This is a genomic window from Streptomyces sp. NPDC053673 (assembly GCF_055585225.1).
This window is the reverse complement of record NZ_JBVJKN010000043.1, coordinates 20,875-42,771: the sequence shown is the minus strand read 5'-3', so window position 1 is coordinate 42,771 and position 21,897 is coordinate 20,875. Positions and strand designations below refer to the sequence as shown.

The following is a 21,897-nucleotide window of genomic DNA, read 5'->3' as shown; positions in this document are numbered from 1 at the left end:
CTGCGGCCTGCGCGGTGACGATCACCTGGGCCTGTCGACCGCGTCCTGAGGGTCCACCTCACGCTCCAGCGACGTATCCGATGCCTCCTCCGACGCCTCCGGCAGTTCCGACACCGGCAGATCCAGGCTCGCCAGCGCCGCCAGCCCCTCCAGAGCCGCAGGCTGCTGCTCGTCCAGTTCGTTCGACGTGGCGGGCTCGTTCGACGTGACCGGCTCGTTCGACGAGTCGGCCTGCGCCGGGGCCTTTGGCGCGGCCTCCGGGGCGACCTGCGAGCCGCGCTCCAGGAACCGCAACAGCTCCACCGGAATGGGCAGCACCAGCGTGGAGTTCTTCTCGGCGGCCACGGCCATCACCGTCTGAAGCAGCCGCAGCTGCAGCGCCGAGGGCGCGTCGGCCATCTGGTGCGCCGCCTCGGCCAGCTTCTTCGATGCCTGGAGTTCCGCGTCGGCGTTGATGACCCGGGCCCGGCGCTCCCGGTCGGCCTCCGCCTGCCGTGCCATCGAGCGCTTCATCGTCTCCGGCAGCGACACGTCCTTGATCTCCACCCGGTCGACGCTCACTCCCCAGCCGAGTGCCGGGCTGTCGATCATCAGCTCCAGGCCCTGGTTGAGCTTCTCCCGGTTGGACAGCAGATCGTCCAGTTCGCTCTTTCCGATGATCGAGCGCAGCGACGTCTGAGCCATCTGCGAGACGGCGAAGCGGTAGTCCTCGACGCTGATGATCGCGTCGGCCGCGTCCACCACCTTGAAGTACACGACGGCATCCACCCGGACCGTGACGTTGTCGCGCGTGATGCCCTCCTGGGCGGGCACCGGCATGGTCACGATCTGCATGTTCACCTTGTGCAGCCGGTCCACGATCGGAATGATCATGGTGAATCCCGGGTCGCGCACACGGCTGCGGAGCCGCCCGAGACGGAGCACCACGCCCCGTTCGTACTGCTTGACGACCTTGGCCGCGGCCAGTCCGTACACCAGGAGGGCGGATCCAGCCGCCACACCCGCCGCCACCAGCTCTTCGACCATTACGGCACCCCCTGCCGTCCGCTCGGTCCCCGCTTCAACGGTATTCCTGTCGTGACCCCCGGTCGAGCGTCCGGATCCCCTGTGCGGCTGCACCTGGGGTGCCGCCGTGCCGGTTGTCCGGCAGGGTGGCGAGCACGAGTCCGGCACCACAGACGAGGACCAGCCATGTCCGATCACCGGCGTCCCGGCATCGCCGCCGGGGCAGTGCTCCTGACCCTCGCCGTCGCGGGCTGTTCCGGCCTTGGCCGGACCGCGTTGGGCACCGTCAACTACCAGACCGAGGGGGGCCAGGCCGTCACAGTGTCGAATCCCGAGGTCGACGGGTGCCACGAACTCTCGGCGGGCGGTGCCTTCCGGATCGAGAACGCCACCCTGGTCGACCTCGTCGCTTATCCGACGCCGGACTGCAAGGGCGGCAACTCGGCGTACATCCCGACGACGCTGTTCGACAACATCGTTCCCGGTACGCCGCCCTGGCGCAGCTACGGCTTCGTCCACTGAGCCAGGGACAGCGAGGGGGTACGGGGCGTAGGGACGGGGAGGGGCACGGCCGGGCTACGCCCGCCGGCGGACGAGCGCGACGAGCTCGGCGTTGTGCTGCCGCCTGACCCAGGCGATGACGACGAGCGGCACCGCCACCAGCACCGGAGTGATCGCGTACTGCCCGTCGAAAACGGTCAGCTGGGTCACGAACGCGCCGATCATCAGCCCGATCAGCGCCAGCGCGGAGATCCCGGAGAGGATCGGAATCACCAGGGCCACCGCACCGGCCAGCTCCAGAGCGCCGGTGGTGTACATGAACCAGTCGCCGAAGCCGATCTTGTCGAAGGCCTCCGTGGCGGAGGAGTGAGCGATCAGCTTCGGCACAGCGCTGGGGATCGCGAGGAACAGGGCGAGAACGATCTGCAGCGTGCGGACGGTGAGGTGCGTGCGGCGGCTGATCCCGGCGGTCCCGACGGAGGCGGGCGCGGAGGTGGCGGCGGACATGGAGATCTCCCTCGGACGAGCGTTCTGTGTGGGCGTCGCGTGCCGACGATCCGTGCACGCACCGCGCGCAGGCACTGCGCGCACAAACCGCGTGCACGCGTTCCGTGCGAGCACTCGGTTTCGCTTTCACAGAGTCAGACCGGGAGCGCCCTCCGAACTCATCGCTGTTCGCACCATCGTCCGGACTTCCGCGTGCGGCCGGGCCCTCCGGGTACATCCTGGAGTGGGAGAGGCGATTGCCATGCGCACTGGGAGTGAACCCACGACCGCACGCAGTCCCCTGCGGATGCGGTTCTGGCTGAGTGTATGGGGCCTGATCTGGGCCGTCGTGGGCCTGGGTACCTTCGCGGTCACGGAGCACCCCGGCTGGGCGATCACCTGTGCGGTGCTCTGCGTGATCATCATGGCCGATCTGCTGATGGTGGTGCACCGTCTCCACCAGGGGCCGCACTACCAGCCCGGCCCGGACATCCCTCCGTACGAACCTGACCGCGGCGGTCCACGAGCACGCGGCTAGGCCGTGTTTTTGGCCTAGGGCGTATTGCAACTGTCGCCCTGAAGCTACTGGCCGGCGCGGCGGTGGAGCCGCGCGCGGTACCAGGAGCGAAGCGCTTGACCCTCACGTGGCGTCATGCCGCATTGTCGGTGGCGTGGAGGAACTCCTGACCGTGGGACGCGTGGCCGAGCTGGCCGGCGTGAGCGTCCGCACACTGCATCACTACGACGAGATCGGCCTCGTGCAGCCATCCGCGCGGACCTCGGCCGGATACCGGGCCTACTCGGCGGCCGACGTGGAGCGACTGCGGGAGGTGCTCGCCTACCGGCGGCTGGGCTTCGGATTGCGCGAAATCGCGGATCTCGTCGACGACCCGGCCACCGACGCGGTCGCGCACCTGCACCGGCTGCGCGGCCTGCTGCTGGACCAGCGCGACCGCGCTGCTGCCATGGTGACGGCCATAGACCGGGAGCTGGAGGCACGGGCAATGGGGATCAGGACGACGCCGGAGGAACAACTGAAAGTATTCGGCGCGCAGTTGTACGAAGCCATCGGGTCGGCTTATCCGGCGACGCGCCGCACCGAGCCGCGGATCGCCGCGAGGATCTGGGATGCGCTCGAAGACGCACGGACGGTACTGAACGTGGGCGCCGGCACCGGCTCCTACGAACCCCCGGACCGCGACGTGACCGCGGTGGAACCGTCGGCGGTCATGCGGGCGCAGCGTCCCGCGAGTGCGGCGCCGTGCGTGGCCGCCGTCGCGGAGAGCCTCCCGTTCGAGGACCAGTCCTTCGACGCCGCGATGGCCTTCAGCACCGTTCATCACTGGCAGGACCCGATCGGCGGGCTGCGCGAGATGCGGCGGGTGGCGCGGCGCGTGGTGGTGTTCACGCACGACGCCAGTGACACCGGCTGGCGTCACCGGTTCTGGCTCACCCGCGACTACCTGCCTGAGGTCGCCGGCCTGGTCGCCGGCCGGCCCTCGGTGGACCAGCTGGCCGGCGCGATCGGGGCCCGTATGGAGCCGGTGCTCATCCCGTGGGACTGCGCTGACGGCTTCTTCGAGGCCTACTGGCGCCGGCCCGAGGCGTACCTGGACGAACATGCGCGCCGCGCGGTATCGGTATGGACCAGAGTCGGGCCGGAGGCCGAGCAGCGGGCGGTGAACAGCCTTCGCGACGACCTTTCCTCAGGCCGGTGGGCCGAGCGCAACCGCGACCTCGTCGCCCTCGACGCGGCCGAGCTCGGCCTCCGCCTCCTCGTAGCCTGAAGCAACGTGCGCGAGAACGCCGAAAGGCGCTGCTGAAACCTGCCGCGCCGCGGTTACGCCTCGAAGCGCGCCGCGGTTACGCCTCGAAGCGCGCCGCTGCCACGTATTCGGGCTTGGGGTCGAGCGCCGCCGCCAGCCGGAAGTGGCGCAGGGCCTCGTCCGGCCGGCTGGTGCGTTCGAGGGTGCGGGCGAGCGCGAAGTGGGCGTAGGCGTTGTCCGGTTCGCGCTCCACGATCAGGCGGAACTCACGCTCGGCGGAGCGGAGCATGGCCGCCGCGAAGTACGCACGGGCCCTCAGGAGGCGGGCCGCAAAGCTCTCGGGATGGGCCGCGATCACCGAGTCGAGCAGCTTCACCGCACCGCGCGGGTCCCGCGCCGCCAGCAGTTGCTCGGCCGCGCGGAAGTCGATGACGTGAGTCTCCGGGTTCGTCTCGGGCACGCTCGCATCCTTCCCAACGCTTCGCGGATTCAACATTCCGCGCGACATCGGTATTCCGATGATCACAGCAGTGGTCCGGCGATCACGAAACCCCGGTCGATGCGGGGGCGCCCATGGCCGGGCAGGAGGACCTCGCGCGGGTCGCCGCGGTCGTACGAGTCCCGGCCGTGGAGCCGCGGACGGAGCCGGGGCTCAGCGTCAGCTGCGACGCGCGCGCTCGGTCAGGTCCCCCCAGACCTTCCGTACCTGAGGTTCCAGCGCTTCGAGCGGCCCGTCATTGTCGATGACGAGGTCGGCGATGGCGCGCCGCTGCTCACGCGTGGCCTGCGAGGCCATCCGCGCCCGTGCCTCGGACTCGGTCATGCCACGGAGCCGTACGAGCCGGTCCAGCTGGGTCTCCGGCGCCGCGTCCACGACGACGACCAGGTCGTAGAGGGGGGCCAGAGCGTTCTCGGTGAGCAGCGGTACGTCGTGGATCACCACCGAATCCGGTCCCGCCGCGGCCTCCAGCTCCGCAGACCGCGCGCCGACGAGCGGGTGCACGATCGCGTTGAGCTGCGCCAGCCGGTCGGTGTCCGCGAACACGATCGAGCCGAGCTTCGGACGGTCCAGGGTCCCGTCGGCGGCGAGGATCTCCGGCCCGAACGCCTCCACGACGGCCGCGAGCCCGGGCGTCCCGGGCTCGACCACCTCGCGAGCGATCTTGTCGGCGTCGATCAGCACGGCTCCGTACGAGACGAGGAGCCGGGACACTTCACTCTTGCCGGCGCCGATCCCGCCGGTCAGGCCCACCTTCAGCATGAGCGGAAGCTTAGGGGTGCCGCTGCCGAGCTAGGGTCTGTCCGGCGGATCTTGCTGGGCTCGCGACGCCCTGCGACTCCGTCTCCTGCGTTGTCCTCAGTCGGCATGGCTCCGCCATGACTCTCCCCCTGCCTTCGGCGGGGGGACCCCCATCCTCCGCCTTGGATCCGAAGCCCCATGACGCCGCTCGCTGATCCAGCCCGATCCACCGGACAGACCCTAGGAGTCGCCCTCCCGCTCGGCCAGGAACCGCTCGAACTCGCGGCCGATCTCGTCCGCGGAAGGCAGATCAACCGGCTCCGCGACCAGGCTCCCGCGCGACTCGACGCCGGCGATGGCGTCGTACTGGTGCTCAAGCCCCTGCACCAGGGCAACCAGCTCTTCGTCACCCTCGCCGATCTGCCGGTCGATCTCGGTCTGGGTGCGCTGTGCCTGCGTGCGCAGGGAGTGTGCGACACCCGGCAGGACCAGTCCGGTGGCGGCGGTGATCGCCTCCAGGGCGGTGAGCGCGGCATCGGGGTAGGAGGAGCGGGCGACGTAGTGAGGTACGTGCGCGGCGACACCGAGGACATCGTGCCCGGACTGCATCAGCCGGTACTCGACGAGCGACTCGGCGCTGCCCGGCACCTGGGCTTCGTCGAAGGGGCTGCGGTGGCCCGGCATGAGATCCGTGCGGTTGCCGTGCGGCGTGATGCCGACCGGGCGGGTGTGCGGCACCCCCATGGGGATCCCGTGGAAGTTCACCGAGAGGCGTACGCCCAGACGCTCGACGATCTGCCGGACGGCGACGGCGAACCGCTCCCACTCGACATCGGGTTCGGGTCCGGAGAGCAGCAGGAAGGGTGCGCCGGTGGCGTCCTGGACCAGCCGGACCTCCAGGGCCGGGGTCTCGTAGTCCGTCCAGCGGTCGCGCCGGAAGGTCAGCAGCGGGCGGCGCGCCCGGTAGTCCACGAGCCTGTCGTGGTCGAAGCGGGCGACGACTTGGTGCGGAAGCGAGTCCAGCAGCGTCTCGGCGATCTGTTCGCCGGTCTCTCCCGCGTCGATGTATCCGTCGAAGTGGTACAGCATGACCAGCCCGGCCGACTCCTGCGCGAGGGCCACGTCGACGACTGCCAGGCCCTTCTGATCCCACTCGTACAAACCCTGCGGATCAAGCACGATTACCGCCCCTCCTCCATGTCACATCTGCCAACATCACGGCGGGTGCGGTCATTCCCGGAGCGCGCATCCGATCCGTCGTCGTCGGGCTGGACGAACCGGCTGGGTGCGAATCCTTGAGTGCGAATCCTTGAGTGCGAGTCCTTGAACGGGAGTCCTTGAACGGGAGTCCATGAGCACGAGTGAGGCCCGCTCCCCTGAGGGGAACGGGCCTCATTCAGCTGCTGTCAGCCGTGCGGCGAGCGCTGGAAGCGCTCGGCGTCAGAGCGTCAGCTCTGGCCGCCCGCCAGCTTCTCGCGCAGGGCAGCCAGGGCCTCGTCGGAGGCCAGGGCGCCGGAGGTGTCGTCCGACTCCGAGGAGTACGAACCACCCGTGGCACCGGCAGCGGCCGGAGCGGCCTGGCCACCCTCGGCAGCGGCGGCCTCGTCGGCCTCGCGGCTCTTGATGACCTGCGCCTGGTGCTGCTCGAAGCGCTGCTGCGCCTCGGCGTACTGGCGCTCCCACTCCTCGCGCTGCTTCTCGAAGCCCTCGAGCCAGTCGTTGGTCTCCGGGTCGAAGCCCTCGGGGTAGATGTAGTTGCCCTGGTCGTCGTAGGACGCGGCCATGCCGTACAGGGTCGGGTCGAACTCGACCGACGCCGGGTCGGCACCGAAGGACTCGTTGGCCTGCTTCAGGGACAGCGAGATCCGGCGACGCTCGAGGTCGATGTCGATGACCTTGACGAAGATCTCGTCGTTGACCTGGACGACCTGCTCCGGGATCTCCACGTGGCGCTCGGCCAGCTCGGAGATGTGGACCAGACCCTCGATGCCCTCGTCCACGCGGACGAACGCACCGAACGGAACCAGCTTCGTGACCTTGCCCGGGACGACCTGGCCGATCTGGTGGGTGCGGGCGAACTGCTGCCACGGGTCTTCCTGCGTCGCCTTCAGCGACAGGGAGACACGCTCGCGGTCCATGTCGACGTCGAGAACCTCGACGGTGACTTCCTGGCCGACCTCGACAACCTCGGACGGGTGGTCGATGTGCTTCCAGGACAGCTCGGAGACGTGGACGAGACCGTCGACGCCACCCAGGTCCACGAAGGCACCGAAGTTGACGATCGAGGAGACGACGCCGGAACGGACCTGACCCTTCTGCAGGGTGGTGAGGAACGTCTGGCGGACCTCGGACTGGGTCTGCTCGAGCCAGGCGCGGCGGGACAGGACCACGTTGTTGCGGTTCTTGTCCAGCTCGATGATCTTCGCCTCGAGCTCCTTGCCGACGTACGGCTGGAGGTCGCGGACGCGCCGCATCTCCACGAGGGAGGCGGGGAGGAAGCCGCGGAGGCCGATGTCGAGGATGAGACCACCCTTGACGACCTCGATGACGGTACCGGTGACGATGCCGTCCTCTTCCTTGATCTTCTCGATGGTGCCCCAGGCACGCTCGTACTGCGCGCGCTTCTTCGAGAGGATCAGGCGGCCTTCCTTGTCCTCCTTCTGGAGGACCAGGGCCTCGATCTCGTCGCCGACGGCCACGACCTCGTTCGGGTCGACGTCGTGCTTGATCGAGAGCTCGCGGCTCGGGATGACACCTTCGGTCTTGTAACCGATGTCGAGCAGGACCTCGTCCCGGTCGACCTTCACGATGACGCCGTCGACGATGTCGCCGTCGTTGAAGTACTTGATCGTCTCGTCGATCGCGGCGAGGAAGGCTTCCTCGTTACCGATGTCGTTGACCGCAACCTGCGGGGTGGTGGCGGTGGTCTCGGTGCTGCTCGTCATGTGGGAAAGGGCTCCGGTACGGACATTGAAGTCGTAGGTACTGCTACGCCGAGAGCCCGTATCGCAGCTGAAGAAGCCGGACAGCCAAGGAAGCGCCAACCCGAGAGGAAAGGCGCCTCGAAAACCGAGGGGACATACAACAGATGCGAGCGCGGCCTGCTCCGTCTGAGGCGCGCAAGCCCGCAGCGCAACCTTTAGCATAAGGGCGCGGCAGGGCACGGTCAATGCGCGAAGGCCCCCACCCGGGGCGGATCGTCGCATACCCGGCACAACTAAGGTTTGCCGAGGCCACGATGGCCACGCCTCGCTCATCCGCGACACGTCCGCGGCGCTTACCGGCGAGGTCTCAGCAACGTACAACGACGGGCGAGATGATCCAAGAGTACGAACCGGAAGCGACCCGGCGTGACGCCGGTGACGCGGAGAGCAGCCGGGCGAGTCGTGGCTGGTGGGACCGGAACGCGGATGAGTACCAGAGCGAGCACGGGACGTTCCTGGGCGACGACCGGTTCGTCTGGGGTCCGGAGGGGCTGGACGAGGCGGACGCGGCGCTGCTGGGTCCCGCGGAGTCCCTCAGAGGGCTGGATGTCCTGGAGATCGGTGCGGGCGCGGCGCAGTGCTCGCGCTGGCTGGCGGCACAGGGCGCGCGGCCGGTGGCCCTGGACCTCTCGCACCGCCAGCTCCAGCACGCACTGAGGATCGGCGCCGACGGCGTGTCGCTCGTGGAGGCGGACGCGGGGGCGCTGCCGTTCGCCGACGCCTCCTTCGACCTGGCGTGCTCGGCGTACGGGGCCGTGCCGTTCGTCTCCGACCCGGTGAAGGTGTTCCGTGAGGTGCGGCGTGTCCTGCGGCCGGGCGGACGGTGGGTCTTCTCGGTCACGCATCCGATCCGCTGGGCGTTCCCCGACGAGCCGGGCCCCGAGGGGCTGAGTGTGGCCGCCTCCTACTTCGACCGCACGCCCTACGTCGAGCAGGACGAGCAGGGCCGTGCCGTGTACGTGGAGCACCACAGGACGATCGGCGACCGGGTGCGGGACGTGGTGGCCGGGGGCTTCCGGCTGGTGGACCTGGTCGAGCCGGAGTGGCCTGCCTGGAACAGCCAGGAGTGGGGTGGCTGGTCGCCGCTGCGCGGGAATCTGATCCCGGGAACGGCGATCTTCGTCTGCGTACGGGACTGAGTGCGTGATCCGCGAAGACGCCCTGGCTCAGCTGCCTGTCCGTACGGTCCTGCCCGCTCTGGAGCGGGCACTCGACACGCACGGGACCGCCGTGCTGTGCGCGCCGCCCGGGACGGGCAAGACGACCCTCGTACCGCTCGCGCTGGCCGGGCTGTCGGGTGGCGCGGCGAACAGCGCTTCGAGCAGGGCCGGCGGCCGGGTCGTGGTCGCGGAGCCGCGGCGGATCGCGGCACGGGCGGCGGCGAAGCGGATGGCGTGGCTGCTGGGTGAGAAGGCCGGCGGCCGGGTCGGGTTCACCGTGCGCGGCGAGCGGGTCGTCGGGCGGGACACGCGGGTGGAGGTCGTCACCACGGGTGTGCTGCTGCAGCGGCTGCAGCGGGACCAGGAGCTGGCCGGCGTCGATGCGGTGATCCTCGACGAGTGCCACGAGCGGCATCTGGACGCGGACACGGTGGCGGCGTTCCTGCTGGACGTACGGGCGGCGCTGCGGCCGGAGCTGCGGCTCGTGGCGGCCTCGGCGACCACGGACGCCCAGGGGTGGGCGCGGCTGCTCGGAGACGCGCCGGTCGTGGCGGCCGAGGGCGTCGCGCATCCCGTGGAGGTGGTGTGGGCTCCCCCGGCCCGGCCGGTGCGGCCGCCGCACGGGATGAGGGTGGATCCGGCACTGCTGGCGCACGTGGCGTCGGTGGTCCTGCGGGCGCTGACCGAGCGCTCGGGCGATGTGCTGTGTTTCCTGCCCGGTGTCGGGGAGATCGCACGGGTCGCCGGACTGCTGTCGGACGTGGACGCCGAGGTGCTGCAGGTGCACGGGCGGGCGCCGGCGGCGGTGCAGGACGCGGTGCTGGCCGGCTCCGCCGCCGGCCGCCGGGTCGTGCTGGCGACGTCGGTGGCCGAGTCGTCGCTGACCGTGCCGGGAGTGCGGGTCGTGGTGGACTCGGGCCTTGCCCGGGAGCCGCGTACCGACCATGCGCGGGGCATCGGCTCGCTGACGACGGTACGGGCCTCGCAGGCTGCGGCCCGCCAGCGCGCGGGCCGGGCGGGCCGCGAGGCGCCGGGCGCGGTGTACCGCTGCTGGTCCGAGGCGGAGGACGTCCGGCTGCCCCGCTTCCCCGCGCCGGAGATCCAGGTCGCGGACCTGACCGCGTTCGCCCTGCAGGCGGCCTGCTGGGGCGACCCGGACGCCTCCGGTCTCGCCCTGCTGGACCCGCCGCCGGCCGGCGCGATGGCCGCGGCCCGCTCGGTCCTCTCCGCGATCGGTGCCGTCGGACCGTCGGGCACCGCCACGGACCGCGGCGTGCGCATGTCCCGCCTCGGTCTCCACCCCCGCCTCGCCAGGGCGCTGCTGGACGGCACGCCCGAGGTCGGTGCCCGCCGCGCCGCCGAAGTGGTGGCGCTGCTGAGCGAGGAGCCGCCACGGGAGTACGGCGACGACCTCGCTGCGGCCTGGCGCACGGCCCGCCGCGGCGGCGACGCGTACACCGCGCGCTGGCGCGCGGAGGTGCGGCGGCTCGCGGGTGCGGCCGGGGAGTCCTCCCCCGCCCTCCCCCTCGCTCCGCCGGGGGGACCCCGCGTTCCGCGTCCGGCCCCCGGCGCGTCCGGCGCGGGGGCACCCTCGGTCGCCGGGCGGGCCGCACATCCGGCCCCGCCGGGGGAGGGGCACCTCGCCGACGACACCGTCGCCGGGTTCGTCACCGCGCTCGCCTTTCCCGAGCGGGTCGCGCGGGCGCGCGGCGAAGCGGCGTACCTGATGGCGTCCGGGACCGGTACGGAGCTCGGGGAGGGGTCGCGGCTGCGGAGTGCGCCGTGGCTGGCGGTGGCCGTGGCGGACCGGGCCGCGCAGGCCGCGTCCGCGCGGGTGCGGCTCGCCGCCGTCGTGGACGAGGGCACCGCGCGCACTGCGGCGTCCCATCTGCTCGCCGAGGGCGAGGAGGTGCATTGGGAGGACGGCGACGTCGTCGCCCGGCGCGTGGAGCGGCTGGGTGCGGTGGAGCTGTCCGTACGGCCGCTGAAGGAGCCGGACCCCGGGCTCGTACGGGAGGCGCTGCTGGAGGGTCTGCGGCGCGAGGGGCTCGGGCTGCTCATGTGGTCCAGGGACGCCGGGGCCCTGCGGCAGCGGCTCGCGTTTCTTCACCGGGTACTGGGCGCGCCCTGGCCAGATGTGTCGGACGCCGCCCTGCTGGACCGCACGGACGAATGGCTGGAGCCGGAGCTGTCCCGGGCGAGCCGCCGGGCGGGCCTGGCCCGTATCGACGCCGGACAGGCGCTGCAGCGGCTGCTCCCCTGGGCGACCGGCGACGCGGTGCGCCTGGACGAGCTCGCTCCGGAACGGATCGAGGTGCCGAGCGGATCTCGCATCCGGGTCGACTATGGCGGTGAGCAGCCCGTGCTGGCCGTGAAGCTCCAGGAGCTGTTCGGCCTTCAGGAGACTCCGCGTCTCGCCGGAGTACCCGTACTCGTCCATCTCCTCTCCCCCGCCGGGCGCCCGGCGGCCGTCACCGCCGATCTGGCCTCGTTCTGGCGCGACGGATACCGCGCGGTGCGGGCCGAGTTGCGCGGGCGCTACCCGAAGCATGCCTGGCCCGAGGACCCTCCCTCATAGCCTTCGGCCTGGGAGACCCCACCTCGCTCCGCTTGCGGCGGAGCCTCCCGTGGGGTCGGCCGCGGGTCAGGCGTTGACCGGCTCCGGCTGTCGCCGCTCCGCAGCAGGCCCCTCCGGCCGGCGCGACCGTGCCTCCAGGTACAGGGAGAGCGCCAGCAGGCCCACGCCGAGGGTCAGGAATCCCCACGGCAGGTACGAGACGAGCAGCAGCACCGTCGTACGGTTCGAGGACACCAGGTCGACGGTGTAGTCGACGTAGTCCTCGCGCATCTTCACGTGCCCGGAGAACACGGTGACCTTGTCCCGGCCGCCGAGCAGCGAACCGCCGCGCAGCTCCTCGGTGTGGATCTCCTCGCCGTTGACGGGCGCGCCGGTGACCGGCTCGACCCAGAACATCCGCTTGGTCGTGTACCAGCGGGTGGTGCCGGTCGTCTTCTCCAGGGTGCTCGCGTCGATGCCCGGCATCGGCATCGTCTTCGGGTACGGCACCTTGGTCCACGGAATCGTCTGCTCGAAGTAGTAGACCTCCAGGCCCCGGAAGGTCCTCGTCCCCTTGTAGTGGATGGGCGCCGAGGTCCGGGGCTGGGCGTCGAAGTACTCGTAGTCGCGCTTCTCCGTCAGGAAGGGCCACTTGAACTCGATGCCCTCGCGCCGCACGGGGTCCCCGTCGACCGATTCGCCGGTGGCGTGCACGGGCGCCTGGGTGTGGGCGTCGAAGATGTAGCGCTCGGGGATCTGGGAGACCATCTTGCCGTCGGGGCCCTGGATGTACGACAGCCCGTCCCAGACGACGACATCACGGCCGGCGTCCCGTTCGATCCTCTCGGACTCCTCCACATTGCCCTTGAGGGTCTGGACGATGGTGACCTTCTCGACCTGCTTCGCCTGCATCGTGTCGTACTGCAGCAGGGTCGCGGGCTTCGCCTCCAGCACCATCTCCTGGTACTGGCTGGGCGGTATCTTCGCGAGCCGCGGGAAGGCGTACCAGCGCAGAACGGGTGCGAGGGCGGCGAAGAAGACGGCGAAAGCCAGGAGCACAAGGCTGGCTCTGCGGCGCATGGCGGCTGGTCCTCCCGCTACTGCTTGGGGCCGGGGACGGTGGTGTACAGGGGCTTGGGTGAGGTCTCCCCGGGCGGTACCTCGAGGACCGCGATGAGCAGGACGACGAGGAGCGCAGAGGCCAGCCCGATGGCGGCGGCGACGAGGGCGCGCATGGTCGGCCTCCCGGGTGCGCGGATCTGATACAGCGTCAGGACGGCAGGGCTGGGGCACCGTAGCAACGCGGCCGTGAGATGAGAACACGTTGCACCGCAAACGACACCGCCCCTTCGCCGTGCTGCGGCGAAGGGGCGGTGTGCGTACGGGAAGGGACCAGGTTCTGGCCCTTGTCCCGGCCTGGGCGAGGAACCAGAGCCCGGGCCTGGGCCGCGCCTGGGCCCGGGGCTAGGCCGGGGCGGCCACCTTCAGTTCGACGGTGAGCGTCCCGCCGCCCGGTGCGGTGAGGCGCAGCAGGAACGTGCCGGTCTGGTCGTCGGCGAAGATCTTCGGGAGGACGAGCGCGCCGTTGGCGTCGGTCTTCAGGTCGGTCAGGGTGCGGACCGGCTTGCCCTCCGCGTCCTTGAAGTAGGGGCCCTTGGTGTTCTCGACGCTGCTGCCCGCCGGGTCGTCGGCGGCGGTGATCATCGTGGCGGTGACCGCCACACCCGCGGCGGCGGCACCCTTGAGGGTGGCCTTGACCTCGACCGGGTCGGCGAACTCGGCGCCGGGCGCGGCCGTCAGCTCCTTGTCGCCGGTTCGTACCAGCGCGTCCGCCTGGCGGGGGCCGACGGTCGCGGTGTAGTCGAGGCCGGGCAGCGCACGTCCGGCGACGGTGGCGCGGACGGTGAAGTCACCGGTCTTCTCGCCCGCTGCCAGCGCGGGGGCGACGGCGATCCCGTCCGGGCCGGTACGGACGACCACCGCGGTCCTGGCGCCCGAGAACCGGGCATCGGTGTCGCCGACGATCTCGAAGACGAGATCCGCGCTGACGACGGACTGGCCCGCGCGGTTCTTGGCACGGACCTTGATCCGCTCCGCGAAGGCGCCGCCGGCGGTGGCGGCGAGCTGTCCGGTGTCCGCGTCCTCGATCCGGTACACCATCTCCGTGGGCGAGGGGGTGGGCTTCGTGGTCGGGGGCGGGGTCGGCTTGGGGGTGCCGCCGGGGGTGGAAGGGCTTGGGCTCGGGCTGGTGGTGCCGCCGGGCTTCGAAGGGCTCGGGCTGGGGCCGGGGGTGGCACCGGGCGTGACGGGAGCGGTGGGCGTGGGGCTCGCTCCGGTGCCGCCGTCGCTGCGGTCGGCCGGCAGCACGCCCGTACCGTCCGGCACTTGGTGGGTGCCGCGCTTGTAGTAGTCGAACCACGACATGACCGTCCGCAGGTACTCCCGCGAGTGGTTGTAGCTCAGGATCGCCTTGTCCAGATCGGCCTGGACGGACAGGTCGCGGCCACCGGCGCACAGATACTTTCCGGCGGCGAGGGCTGCGTCGTAGATGTTGTTCGGGTCCTTGCGGCCGTCGCTGTTGGCGTCCTGGCCCCAGGTGGCCCAGGTGGACGGGATGAACTGCATGGGGCCGACGGCCCGGTCGTGGGTGCGGTCGCCGTCGTAGGCGCCGCCGTCGGTGTCGGAGATGTTGGCGAAACCGGCGCCGTTGAGGACCGGACCCAGGATCGGGCTGAATGTGGTGCCGTTGGCGTCGACGCGGCCGCCGCGGGCCTGGCCGGACTCGACCTTGCCGATCGCGGCGAGCAGCTGCCAGGGGAGACGGCAGGCGGGGTCGGAGCTCGCGAGGGTCTGCTCGGCCTGCTTGTAGGCGGCGAGCACGGTGGCCGGAATGCCCGCTTCCGAGGGACCTGTCACCGGCAGGTCGGCTGAAGCACCCGGCTTGTTAGGGGTGTTGAGCGGGGGCAGGTCCGTGTAGTACGGGGAGTTGCCGGTCGCCGAGGTCCCGGACGACCCGGTCGAACCGGACTCCTGGCCGTCACCGCCGGTGGAGGCGGGCGTCACGCCCGGCGCCTGGGATGCGGAGAGCGCTGCCACCGCGACCGCTGCCACCGCAGTGGTGGTGGCCCCCTTGCGCAGTCGGCGGCCGAATTGCGCTGCCATACGTCTGTTCCCTCCCCGTCGACGGCCGTTCGCGCTCCCCGCGCATTGACTCGGGTGACACTACGGCAACTCCCAGCCCCGGAACACCGCTCCCCCGGCCGCTCTTGCCTGATGTTCACGTCCCGGCCATGCACGGCCTGCGGAGCATCGCGTTCGCATGGCGGGCAGTCAGCATCGCGCATACTGGGCGCCATTGGTCGAAGACGGTCGCACAGGGGGACTCCATGCCGTTCACACTCAGCCATGCCGCGGCGGTCCTGCCGGGCATACGGAGGAACGGGACGGCGCGCGGCCCGCTGTTCGCCTCGGCGCTCGTCGCGGGTTCCTTCGCACCCGATACGACGTACTTTGCGGCGAGCGTTCTTCCGGGAGCGATGGAGTTCGGGGATGTGACGCATGGGCCACTTGGTGTGCTGACGGCCGATGTCGCCATCACGGCGGCGCTCGTCGGCCTCTGGCTGATGGTGCGTGACCCGCTGCTGGCGCTGCTGCCGCGCGCGTGGCAGGGGCGGGTGCACACCTTCCTGCGGGGTCGTCCGTGGCGGGAGCGGCCACCGCTGGCCGCGGCGCTCTGGTTCTACGTGTCGGCGGCGCTCGGCGCGACGACGCACATCGTGTGGGACGCGTTCACCCACTTCGACCGCTGGGGCACGCGGATGCTGCCGGTGCTCGGCGAGGCCGTCGCCGGTTTCCCCCTCTACACGTACACGCAGTACGGAAGTTCGGCGGTGGCCCTGATCGCTCTCGTCTGGTTCACGGTCTCGGCGCTGCGCCGGCTGCCGGCGACGACTGCCCCGCCCGCGTCCGTGCCGCCGCTCGACCGGCGCGGGCGGCGAGCGGCCGGCGCGCTGCTCGCCGTGTGCGTACTGGCCGGGACCGTGCACCGCTGTGTGCGCTGGTATCTGTACTGGGGCCGGATCGACACCCCCCTCGACATCATCCCCACGGCATGCTTCGGCGCGGGCGCGGGGCTCGTGGTGGGCGTCGTGCTGTACGCCGCGACGGTACGGCTCCGGGCACGCCGCGCCGCGACGACGACGGTGCCCGAAGCCGACCGCGCGGGCGTCGCCTGACCGGATCCGGGCAGAGTCGGGCAGAGCCAAGTCAGAGCCAGTCAGAGCCGGGCGTGCACCGACGTGAGCGCACCGGCGGGAGCGCAGGCGTCCCCGCACCCCGCACCCCGGAACCCCGAAAAGCGCCGCACCCCGCCACCCCGGAACCCCGGAACCCCGCGCCAACAGGCCCGGCCCCGCCCCGGAGGGGGCTGACGGGGGGCCGTCGGCTCCCCGTCACTGATCAGTGCGCTGCGGACTCCCAGTCCGGGCCCACGCCCACCGAGACATCCAGCGGCGCCCGCAGCTCCACCGCCGTCGACATCTCATGGCGGACGATCTCCTCGACCCTGCCGCGCTCGCCCGGGGCGAGTTCCAGGACGATTTCGTCGTGGACCTGGAGCAGCATCCGCGACGTGAGCCCGGCTGCCCTCAGTGCGTTGTCGACGCGGAGCATGGCGACCTTGACGATGTCCGCCGCGGTGCCCTGGATCGGCGCGTTGAGCGCCATGCGCTCGGCCGCCTCACGACGCTGGCGGTTGTCGCTGTTGAGGTCGGGGAGGTAGCGGCGGCGGCCGAGCATCGTCGCCGTGTAGCCCGTGGCCCGCGCCTCGTCCACGACGCGCCGCAGATAGTCGCGGACCCCGCCGAACCGCTCGAAGTACGTGTCCATCAGCGCCCGCGCCTCGGCCGCCTCGATGTTCAGCTGCTGGGAGAGGCCGAACGCCGAGAGGCCGTACGCCAGTCCGTACGACATCGCCTTGATCTTGCGGCGCATCTCCGCGTCGACCGCCGACCGCTCGACACCGAACACCTGGGAGGCCACCGTCGTGTGCAGGTCCTCGCCGGAGGTGAACGCCTCGATCAGGCCCTCGTCCTCCGACAGATGGGCCATCACACGCAGCTCGATCTGGCTGTAGTCCGCGGTCATCAGCGACTCGAAGCCCTCGCCCACCACGAACCCGCGGCGGATCGCCCGGCCCTCGTCCGTACGCACCGGCACGTTCTGCAGGTTCGGGTCGGTCGACGACAGACGCCCCGTCGCCGCGACCGTCTGGCTGAAGGTCGTGTGGATCCGGCCGTCCGCCGCGATCGTCTTGACCAGGCCCTCGACCGTGGAGCGCAGCCGGGCCTGCTCACGGTGGCGCAGCATGATCACCGGCAGCTCGTGCTCGGTCTGGGAGGCCAGCCAGGCCAGCGCGTCCGCGTCCGTCGTGTAACCGGTCTTGGTCTTCTTCGTCTTGGGGAGGTTCAGCTCACCGAAGAAGACTTCCTGGAGCTGCTTGGGCGAGCCCAGGTTGAACTCGTGGCCCACGGAGGCGTGCGCCTCCTTCACCGCCTGCTGCACGGCGCCGGCGAACTGCTGCTCCATCGCCTCCAGATGGGCGCGGTCGGCCGAGATGCCGTGCCGCTCCATCCGGGCCAGCAGCAGGGACGTGGGCAGCTCGACATCGTGCAGCAGCCCGGTCGCGCCGACTTCCCCGAGCTTCTCGCCGAACGCCTCGCCCAGGTCGAGTACCGCGCGGGCCTGTGCCATCAGCGCATCGGCCTCGGCCTGCTCCTCCTCGGTGCCGAAGGCCAGCTGCCCGTCGGCGGCGGCCGGGGCCAGCTCGCGGTGGAGGTACTCGACGGACAGGGCGTCCAGGGCGAAGGAGCGGCGGCCGGGCTTGACCAGATACGCGGCGAGGGCGGTGTCCATCGTGACGCCCGCGATGTCCCAGCCGTGCTCGGGGAAGACCCGCAGCGCCTCCTTGGCACTGTGCATGACCTTCGGCCGGGCCGGGTCGGCGATCCAGGCGGCGAAGGCCCGCTCGTCGGCCTCGTCGAGCTGGGTGGTGTCGAACCAGGCGGCCTTGCCGTCGGCGGCCGCCAGCGCGATCTCACTGACGCTGCCGACTCCGAGCGCCCAGGCGGCGACCGTCGCCACACCGAGCGGCTGCCCGCCGTGCTGCTCCAGCCAGGGGGCCAGCTCGCCCGCGCCGAGCACGCTGCCGTCCAGCTCGACGCCGGCCTCGGGAGCCGGGGCCTCGTCCTCCACCGCGCCCGGGTCGACCGCGAGCAGCCGCTCGCGCAGGCTCGGGTTGCGGATCTCCAGGACCTCCAGGAACCCCTTCAGCGCGGTCCTGTCGTAGGGCGCGCGCTCCAGCTCCGCGACGGACCTGGGCAGCTCGACGTCGCGCACCAGCTCGGTCAGGTGGCGGTTGAGCTTGACGGCCTCCAGGTGGTCGCGGAGGGCCTGTCCGACCTTCCCCTTGACCTCGTCGGCACGCTCCACGAGCTCCGCGAACGAACCGAACTGGTTGATCCACTTCGTGGCGGTCTTCTCGCCGACGCCGGGGATGCCCGGCAGGTTGTCGGACGGGTCGCCGCGCAGGGCCGCGAAGTCCGGGTACTGCTGCGGAGTCAGTCCGTACTTCTCCTCGACCTTCTCCGGGGTGAAGCGGGTCAGCTCGGAGACGCCCTTGGTCGGGTAGAGCACGGTCACATGGTCCGAGACCAGCTGGAAGGAGTCCCGGTCCCCGGTGACGATGAGCACCTCGAAGCCGGCGGCCTCGGCCTGGGTGGCGAGGGTGGCGATGATGTCGTCCGCCTCGAAGCCGTCCACCGCGAACCGCACCGCGTTCATGGTGTCCAGCAGTTCGCCGATCAGCTCGACCTGGCCCTTGAACTCGTCGGGGGTCGAGGAGCGGTTCGCCTTGTACTCGGGGAAGTCCGCCGAGCGCCAGGTCTTGCGGGACACGTCGAAGGCCACGGCGAAATGCGTGGGCGCTTCGTCGCGCAGCGTGTTCGCCAGCATCGACGCGAAGCCGTAGATGGCGTTGGTCGTCTGGCCGCTCGCGGTCGTGAAGTTCTCCGCGGGCAGCGCGAAGAACGCCCGGTACGCCAGGGAGTGCCCGTCCATGAGGAGCAGGCGCGGTCGGGTTTCGTCTGGGGTCTTCTTCGATGCTGTCTCGGCCACGGACACGATCCTGCCACGGACCACTGACATTCCTGTCCGCCCCGGAGCGGGCTCCCCCGCTGCCGGTGGCACGTGACAGGATCTGGCGGGTACGAATCCGCCCCGCGCTCGAAGAGGAGCAGGATGGCCAGCAAGCCGCCCGCAGGTGACCCGGTCCAGGACGCCCCGCAGGTCGAGGCGCCCCAGCACGCCGCAGCCGGCCTTCCCGCGATCGGGCACACCCTCAGGATCGCGCAGCAGCAGATGGGGATGCGCCGCACCGCGCAGACCCTCCTCAAGGTGAATCAGAAGGACGGATTCGACTGCCCGGGCTGCGCCTGGCCCGAGGGCGACAAACGCCATGTGGCGGAGTTCTGCGAGAACGGTGCGAAGGCGGTCGCCGAGGAGGCGACCCTGCGCCGGGTCACGCCCGGCTTCTTCGCCGCGCACCCGGTCGCCGACCTCGCGCAGCGCAGCGGGTACTGGCTGGGTCAGCAGGGCCGCATCACACAGCCGATGTATCTCGCGGAGGGTGCCGAGCGGTACGAGGCGGTGACCTGGGAGCGGGCCTTCGCGATCATCGCCGAGGAGCTGAGGGCGCTCGCCTCCCCCGACGAGGCGCTCTTCTACACCTCGGGCCGCACCAGCAACGAGGCGGCGTTCCTGCTGCAGCTCTTCGCCCGCGAGTTCGGTACGAACAATCTGCCGGACTGTTCCAACATGTGCCACGAGTCCTCGGGCTCGGCACTGACCGAGACCATCGGCATCGGCAAGGGCAGCGTCTCCCTGGAGGATCTGCACCAGGCGGACCTGATCATCGTGGCGGGGCAGAATCCCGGTACGAACCACCCGCGCATGCTGTCCGCGCTGGAGAAGGCCAAGCAGGCGGGCGCGAAGATCATTTCGGTGAACCCGCTGCCCGAGGCGGGCCTGGAGAAGTTCAAGAATCCGCAGACCCCGCAGGGCATGCTCAAGGGCGTCTCCCTCACCGACCTCTTCCTCCAGATCCGGATCGGCGGCGACCAGGCGCTCTTCCGCCTCCTCAACAGGATGATCCTCGAAGCCTCCGACAGCGCCTCCGGCGCGGGCTCCGGGGCCGTCGACGAGGAGTTCGTACGGGAACACACACACGGCTTCGAAGAGTTCGCCGCCGCCGCGCGGGCCGCCGACTGGGACGAGACGCTCGCCGCGACGGGACTGGACAGGGCGGAGATCGAGCAGGCGCTGCGGATGATCCTGGCCTCCCGGCGCACGATCGTCTGCTGGGCGATGGGCCTGACCCAGCACAAGCACGCCGTCGCGACCATCAGGGAGGTCGTCAACCTGCTGCTGTTGCGGGGCGACATCGGCCGGCCCGGTTCCGGGGTCTGTCCGGTGCGCGGGCACTCGAATGTGCAGGGCGACCGCACGATGGGCATCTTCGAGCGGCCCGCGCCCGCGTTCCTCGACGCGCTGGAGAAGGAGTTCGGCTTCGCACCGCCGCGTCACCACGGCTTCGACGTCGTCCGTTCCATCCGGGCGCTGCGCGACGGCGAGGCCAAGGTGTTCTTCGCGATGGGCGGCAATTTCGTCGGCGCCACCCCCGACACCGAGGTCACCGAGGCGGCGATGCGCCGTGCCCGTCTCACCGTGCATGTGTCGACGAAGCTCAACCGCTCGCATGCGGTCACGGGCAGGCGCGCGCTGATCCTGCCCACGCTGGGCCGCACCGACAAGGACGTGCGGAAGAGCGCTCCCGGCAAGAAAGACACAGTGCAGTTCGTGACCGTCGAGGACTCGATGGGCATGGTGCACGCCTCGCGCGGCAATCTGCCGCCCGCGAGTCCGCATCTGCTCTCCGAGCCGGCGATCGTGGCGCGCATGGCGCGGGCCGTGCTCGGCGCGGACTCGCAGACGCCCTGGGAGGAGTTCGAGAAGGACTACGCGACGATCCGCGACCGGATCTCCCGTGTGGTCCCCGGCTTCCAGGACTTCAACGCGAGGATCGCGCGGCCGGGCGGTTTCACCCTGCCGCACGCCCCGCGCGACGAGCGCCGCTTCCCCACCGCCACCGGGAAGGCGAATTTCACCGCCGCGCCCGTGGAGTACCCCGAGGTTCCGGAGGGCCGGCTGCTGCTGCAGACCCTGCGCTCCCACGACCAGTACAACACCACGATCTACGGCCTGGACGACCGCTACCGCGGCATCAGGGGCGGCCGCCGCGTCGTCCTGGTGAACCCGGACGACGCCCGGGAGCTGGGCCTCGCGGACGGTGCGTACACGGACCTGGTCAGCGAGTGGAAGGACGGTGTGGAGCGCCGGGCGCCCGGATTCCGGGTGGTGCACTACCCGACCGCGCGGGGCTGCGCCGCCGCGTACTACCCGGAGACCAATGTGCTGGTGCCGCTGGACGCCACCGCCGACACCAGCAACACCCCCGCCAGCAAGTCCGTCATCGTGCGTCTGGAACAATCACCGTCCGCCTAAGCGTTTGCTCAGGTGCAGAAGCGTTTGCTCAGGTGCAGGCGTAGCCAGGACAGCCAGACACGTACGACGATCGGAGCCGGACCCCATGGGCGAGCAGACGACGGTGAAGTTCCCGCAAGAGGTCATCGACGAGTACGCCGCGCTCGGCGTCGACCTGCCCGCGCTGTTCTCCGCCGGGGATCTCGGCAACCGGATGGGCGTGCAGATCGTGGAGGCCTCGGCGGACCGCGTCGTCGGCACGATGCCCGTCGAGGGCAACACCCAGCCCTACGGGCTGCTGCACGGCGGCGCCTCCGCCGTCCTCGCCGAGACGCTCGGTTCGGTCGGCTCGATGCTGCACGGCGGGGTCTCCAGAATCGCCGTCGGCGTGGATCTCAACTGCACGCACCACCGGGGTGTCCGCTCCGGCATGGTCACCGGAGTGGCCACCCCGGTGCACCGGGGCCGCTCGACAGCCACGTACGAGATCGTGATCACCGACGAGCAGGACAAGCGGGTCTGCACGGCCCGCCTGACCTGCCTGCTGCGTGACGTCGGCGCCAAGGACGCCGAGCACGTCCGGGGTACCTCCGGCTGACGG

At 70.9% G+C, this 21,897-nt stretch carries 18 protein-coding genes; 8 read left to right on the top strand and 10 right to left on the bottom strand.

The features are described 5' to 3' along the window. Positions 1-21 precede the first annotated feature (21 nt). Positions 22-1,026: a slipin family protein gene (locus ACZ6ZQ_RS34625; protein ID WP_469772485.1), complete on the bottom strand. Its 1,005-nt coding sequence runs from the start codon at positions 1,024-1,026 to the stop codon at positions 22-24. Between the two features lie 165 nt (positions 1,027-1,191). On the opposite strand from ACZ6ZQ_RS34625, the gene ACZ6ZQ_RS34620 reads away from it, so the two are divergent. Next, entirely contained in the window at positions 1,192-1,527 is a 336-nt protein-coding gene (locus ACZ6ZQ_RS34620; protein WP_469772484.1) for a hypothetical protein, read from the top strand. A gap of 54 nt (positions 1,528-1,581) precedes the next feature. Here ACZ6ZQ_RS34620 and ACZ6ZQ_RS34615 read toward each other — a convergent pair whose 3' ends face one another. Beyond that, positions 1,582-2,013, bottom strand: a complete 432-nt coding sequence (locus ACZ6ZQ_RS34615; protein ID WP_469772483.1) for a DoxX family protein — start codon at positions 2,011-2,013, stop codon at positions 1,582-1,584. A gap of 241 nt (positions 2,014-2,254) precedes the next feature. Here ACZ6ZQ_RS34615 and ACZ6ZQ_RS34610 point away from each other — a divergent pair, with 241 nt between their 5' ends. Continuing rightward, the gene (locus tag ACZ6ZQ_RS34610) at positions 2,255-2,530 is read left to right on the top strand and encodes a DUF6343 family protein (RefSeq protein WP_469772482.1); all 276 of its coding nucleotides are present in this window, start codon (positions 2,255-2,257) and stop codon (positions 2,528-2,530) included. Positions 2,531-2,690: 160 nt separating this feature from the next. Next, positions 2,691-3,779, top strand: coding sequence for a MerR family transcriptional regulator (locus ACZ6ZQ_RS34605; protein WP_469772492.1), 1,089 nt, complete (start codon positions 2,691-2,693; stop codon positions 3,777-3,779). 76 nt (positions 3,780-3,855) lie between these two features. Here the strand turns inward: ACZ6ZQ_RS34605 and ACZ6ZQ_RS34600 are convergent, their stop codons facing one another. The 4 genes from ACZ6ZQ_RS34600 to rpsA form a co-directional block, all read right to left on the bottom strand. After that, a complete protein-coding gene (locus ACZ6ZQ_RS34600) occupies positions 3,856-4,218 on the bottom strand; it encodes a tetratricopeptide repeat protein (protein WP_453658730.1) in 363 nt (120 codons plus the stop codon). Positions 4,219-4,416: 198 nt separating this feature from the next. Next, positions 4,417-5,019, bottom strand: a complete 603-nt coding sequence (coaE, locus tag ACZ6ZQ_RS34595) for a dephospho-CoA kinase (protein ID WP_469772481.1) — start codon at positions 5,017-5,019, stop codon at positions 4,417-4,419. A 219-nt stretch (positions 5,020-5,238) separates the two neighbouring features. Further along, positions 5,239-6,177 carry a PAC2 family protein gene (locus ACZ6ZQ_RS34590; RefSeq protein ID WP_469772480.1) on the bottom strand — a complete coding sequence of 313 codons (939 nt, stop codon included), beginning with the start codon at positions 6,175-6,177 and terminating at the stop codon, positions 5,239-5,241. Positions 6,178-6,446: 269 nt separating this feature from the next. After that, entirely contained in the window at positions 6,447-7,943 is a 1,497-nt protein-coding gene (gene rpsA, locus ACZ6ZQ_RS34585; RefSeq protein ID WP_453658727.1) for a 30S ribosomal protein S1, read from the bottom strand. A 371-nt stretch (positions 7,944-8,314) separates the two neighbouring features. Between rpsA and ACZ6ZQ_RS34580 the strand changes: the two genes are divergently transcribed. Further along, positions 8,315-9,121 carry a class I SAM-dependent methyltransferase gene (locus ACZ6ZQ_RS34580; protein WP_469772479.1) on the top strand — a complete coding sequence of 269 codons (807 nt, stop codon included), beginning with the start codon at positions 8,315-8,317 and terminating at the stop codon, positions 9,119-9,121. 4 nt (positions 9,122-9,125) lie between these two features. Then, a complete protein-coding gene (locus tag ACZ6ZQ_RS34575; RefSeq protein WP_469772478.1) occupies positions 9,126-11,720 on the top strand; it encodes an ATP-dependent RNA helicase in 2,595 nt (864 codons plus the stop codon). A gap of 66 nt (positions 11,721-11,786) precedes the next feature. On the opposite strand, the gene pgfA is transcribed toward ACZ6ZQ_RS34575, so the two are convergent. The 3 genes from pgfA to ACZ6ZQ_RS34560 form a co-directional block, all read right to left on the bottom strand. Next, positions 11,787-12,779 (bottom strand): cell envelope lipid trafficking protein PgfA, encoded by a 993-nt coding sequence (gene pgfA, locus ACZ6ZQ_RS34570; protein ID WP_469772477.1) that lies wholly within the window; start codon positions 12,777-12,779, stop codon positions 11,787-11,789. A gap of 17 nt (positions 12,780-12,796) precedes the next feature. After that, positions 12,797-12,934: an SPW_0924 family protein gene (locus tag ACZ6ZQ_RS34565; RefSeq protein WP_469772476.1), complete on the bottom strand. Its 138-nt coding sequence runs from the start codon at positions 12,932-12,934 to the stop codon at positions 12,797-12,799. A gap of 229 nt (positions 12,935-13,163) precedes the next feature. After that, the gene (locus tag ACZ6ZQ_RS34560) at positions 13,164-14,861 is read right to left on the bottom strand and encodes a lytic transglycosylase domain-containing protein (RefSeq protein WP_469772475.1); all 1,698 of its coding nucleotides are present in this window, start codon (positions 14,859-14,861) and stop codon (positions 13,164-13,166) included. Positions 14,862-15,085: 224 nt separating this feature from the next. On the opposite strand from ACZ6ZQ_RS34560, the gene ACZ6ZQ_RS34555 reads away from it, so the two are divergent. Further along, positions 15,086-15,934, top strand: coding sequence for a DUF4184 family protein (locus ACZ6ZQ_RS34555; protein ID WP_469772474.1), 849 nt, complete (start codon positions 15,086-15,088; stop codon positions 15,932-15,934). 223 nt (positions 15,935-16,157) lie between these two features. On the opposite strand, the gene polA is transcribed toward ACZ6ZQ_RS34555, so the two are convergent. Then, positions 16,158-18,815, bottom strand: a complete 2,658-nt coding sequence (polA, locus tag ACZ6ZQ_RS34550; RefSeq protein ID WP_469772491.1) for a DNA polymerase I — start codon at positions 18,813-18,815, stop codon at positions 16,158-16,160. Between the two features lie 180 nt (positions 18,816-18,995). Between polA and ACZ6ZQ_RS34545 the strand changes: the two genes are divergently transcribed. Beyond that, positions 18,996-21,317 carry an FdhF/YdeP family oxidoreductase gene (locus tag ACZ6ZQ_RS34545; RefSeq protein WP_469772473.1) on the top strand — a complete coding sequence of 774 codons (2,322 nt, stop codon included), beginning with the start codon at positions 18,996-18,998 and terminating at the stop codon, positions 21,315-21,317. An 85-nt stretch (positions 21,318-21,402) separates the two neighbouring features. Next, positions 21,403-21,894, top strand: a complete 492-nt coding sequence (locus ACZ6ZQ_RS34540) for a PaaI family thioesterase (protein ID WP_469772472.1) — start codon at positions 21,403-21,405, stop codon at positions 21,892-21,894. Positions 21,895-21,897 lie beyond the last annotated feature (3 nt).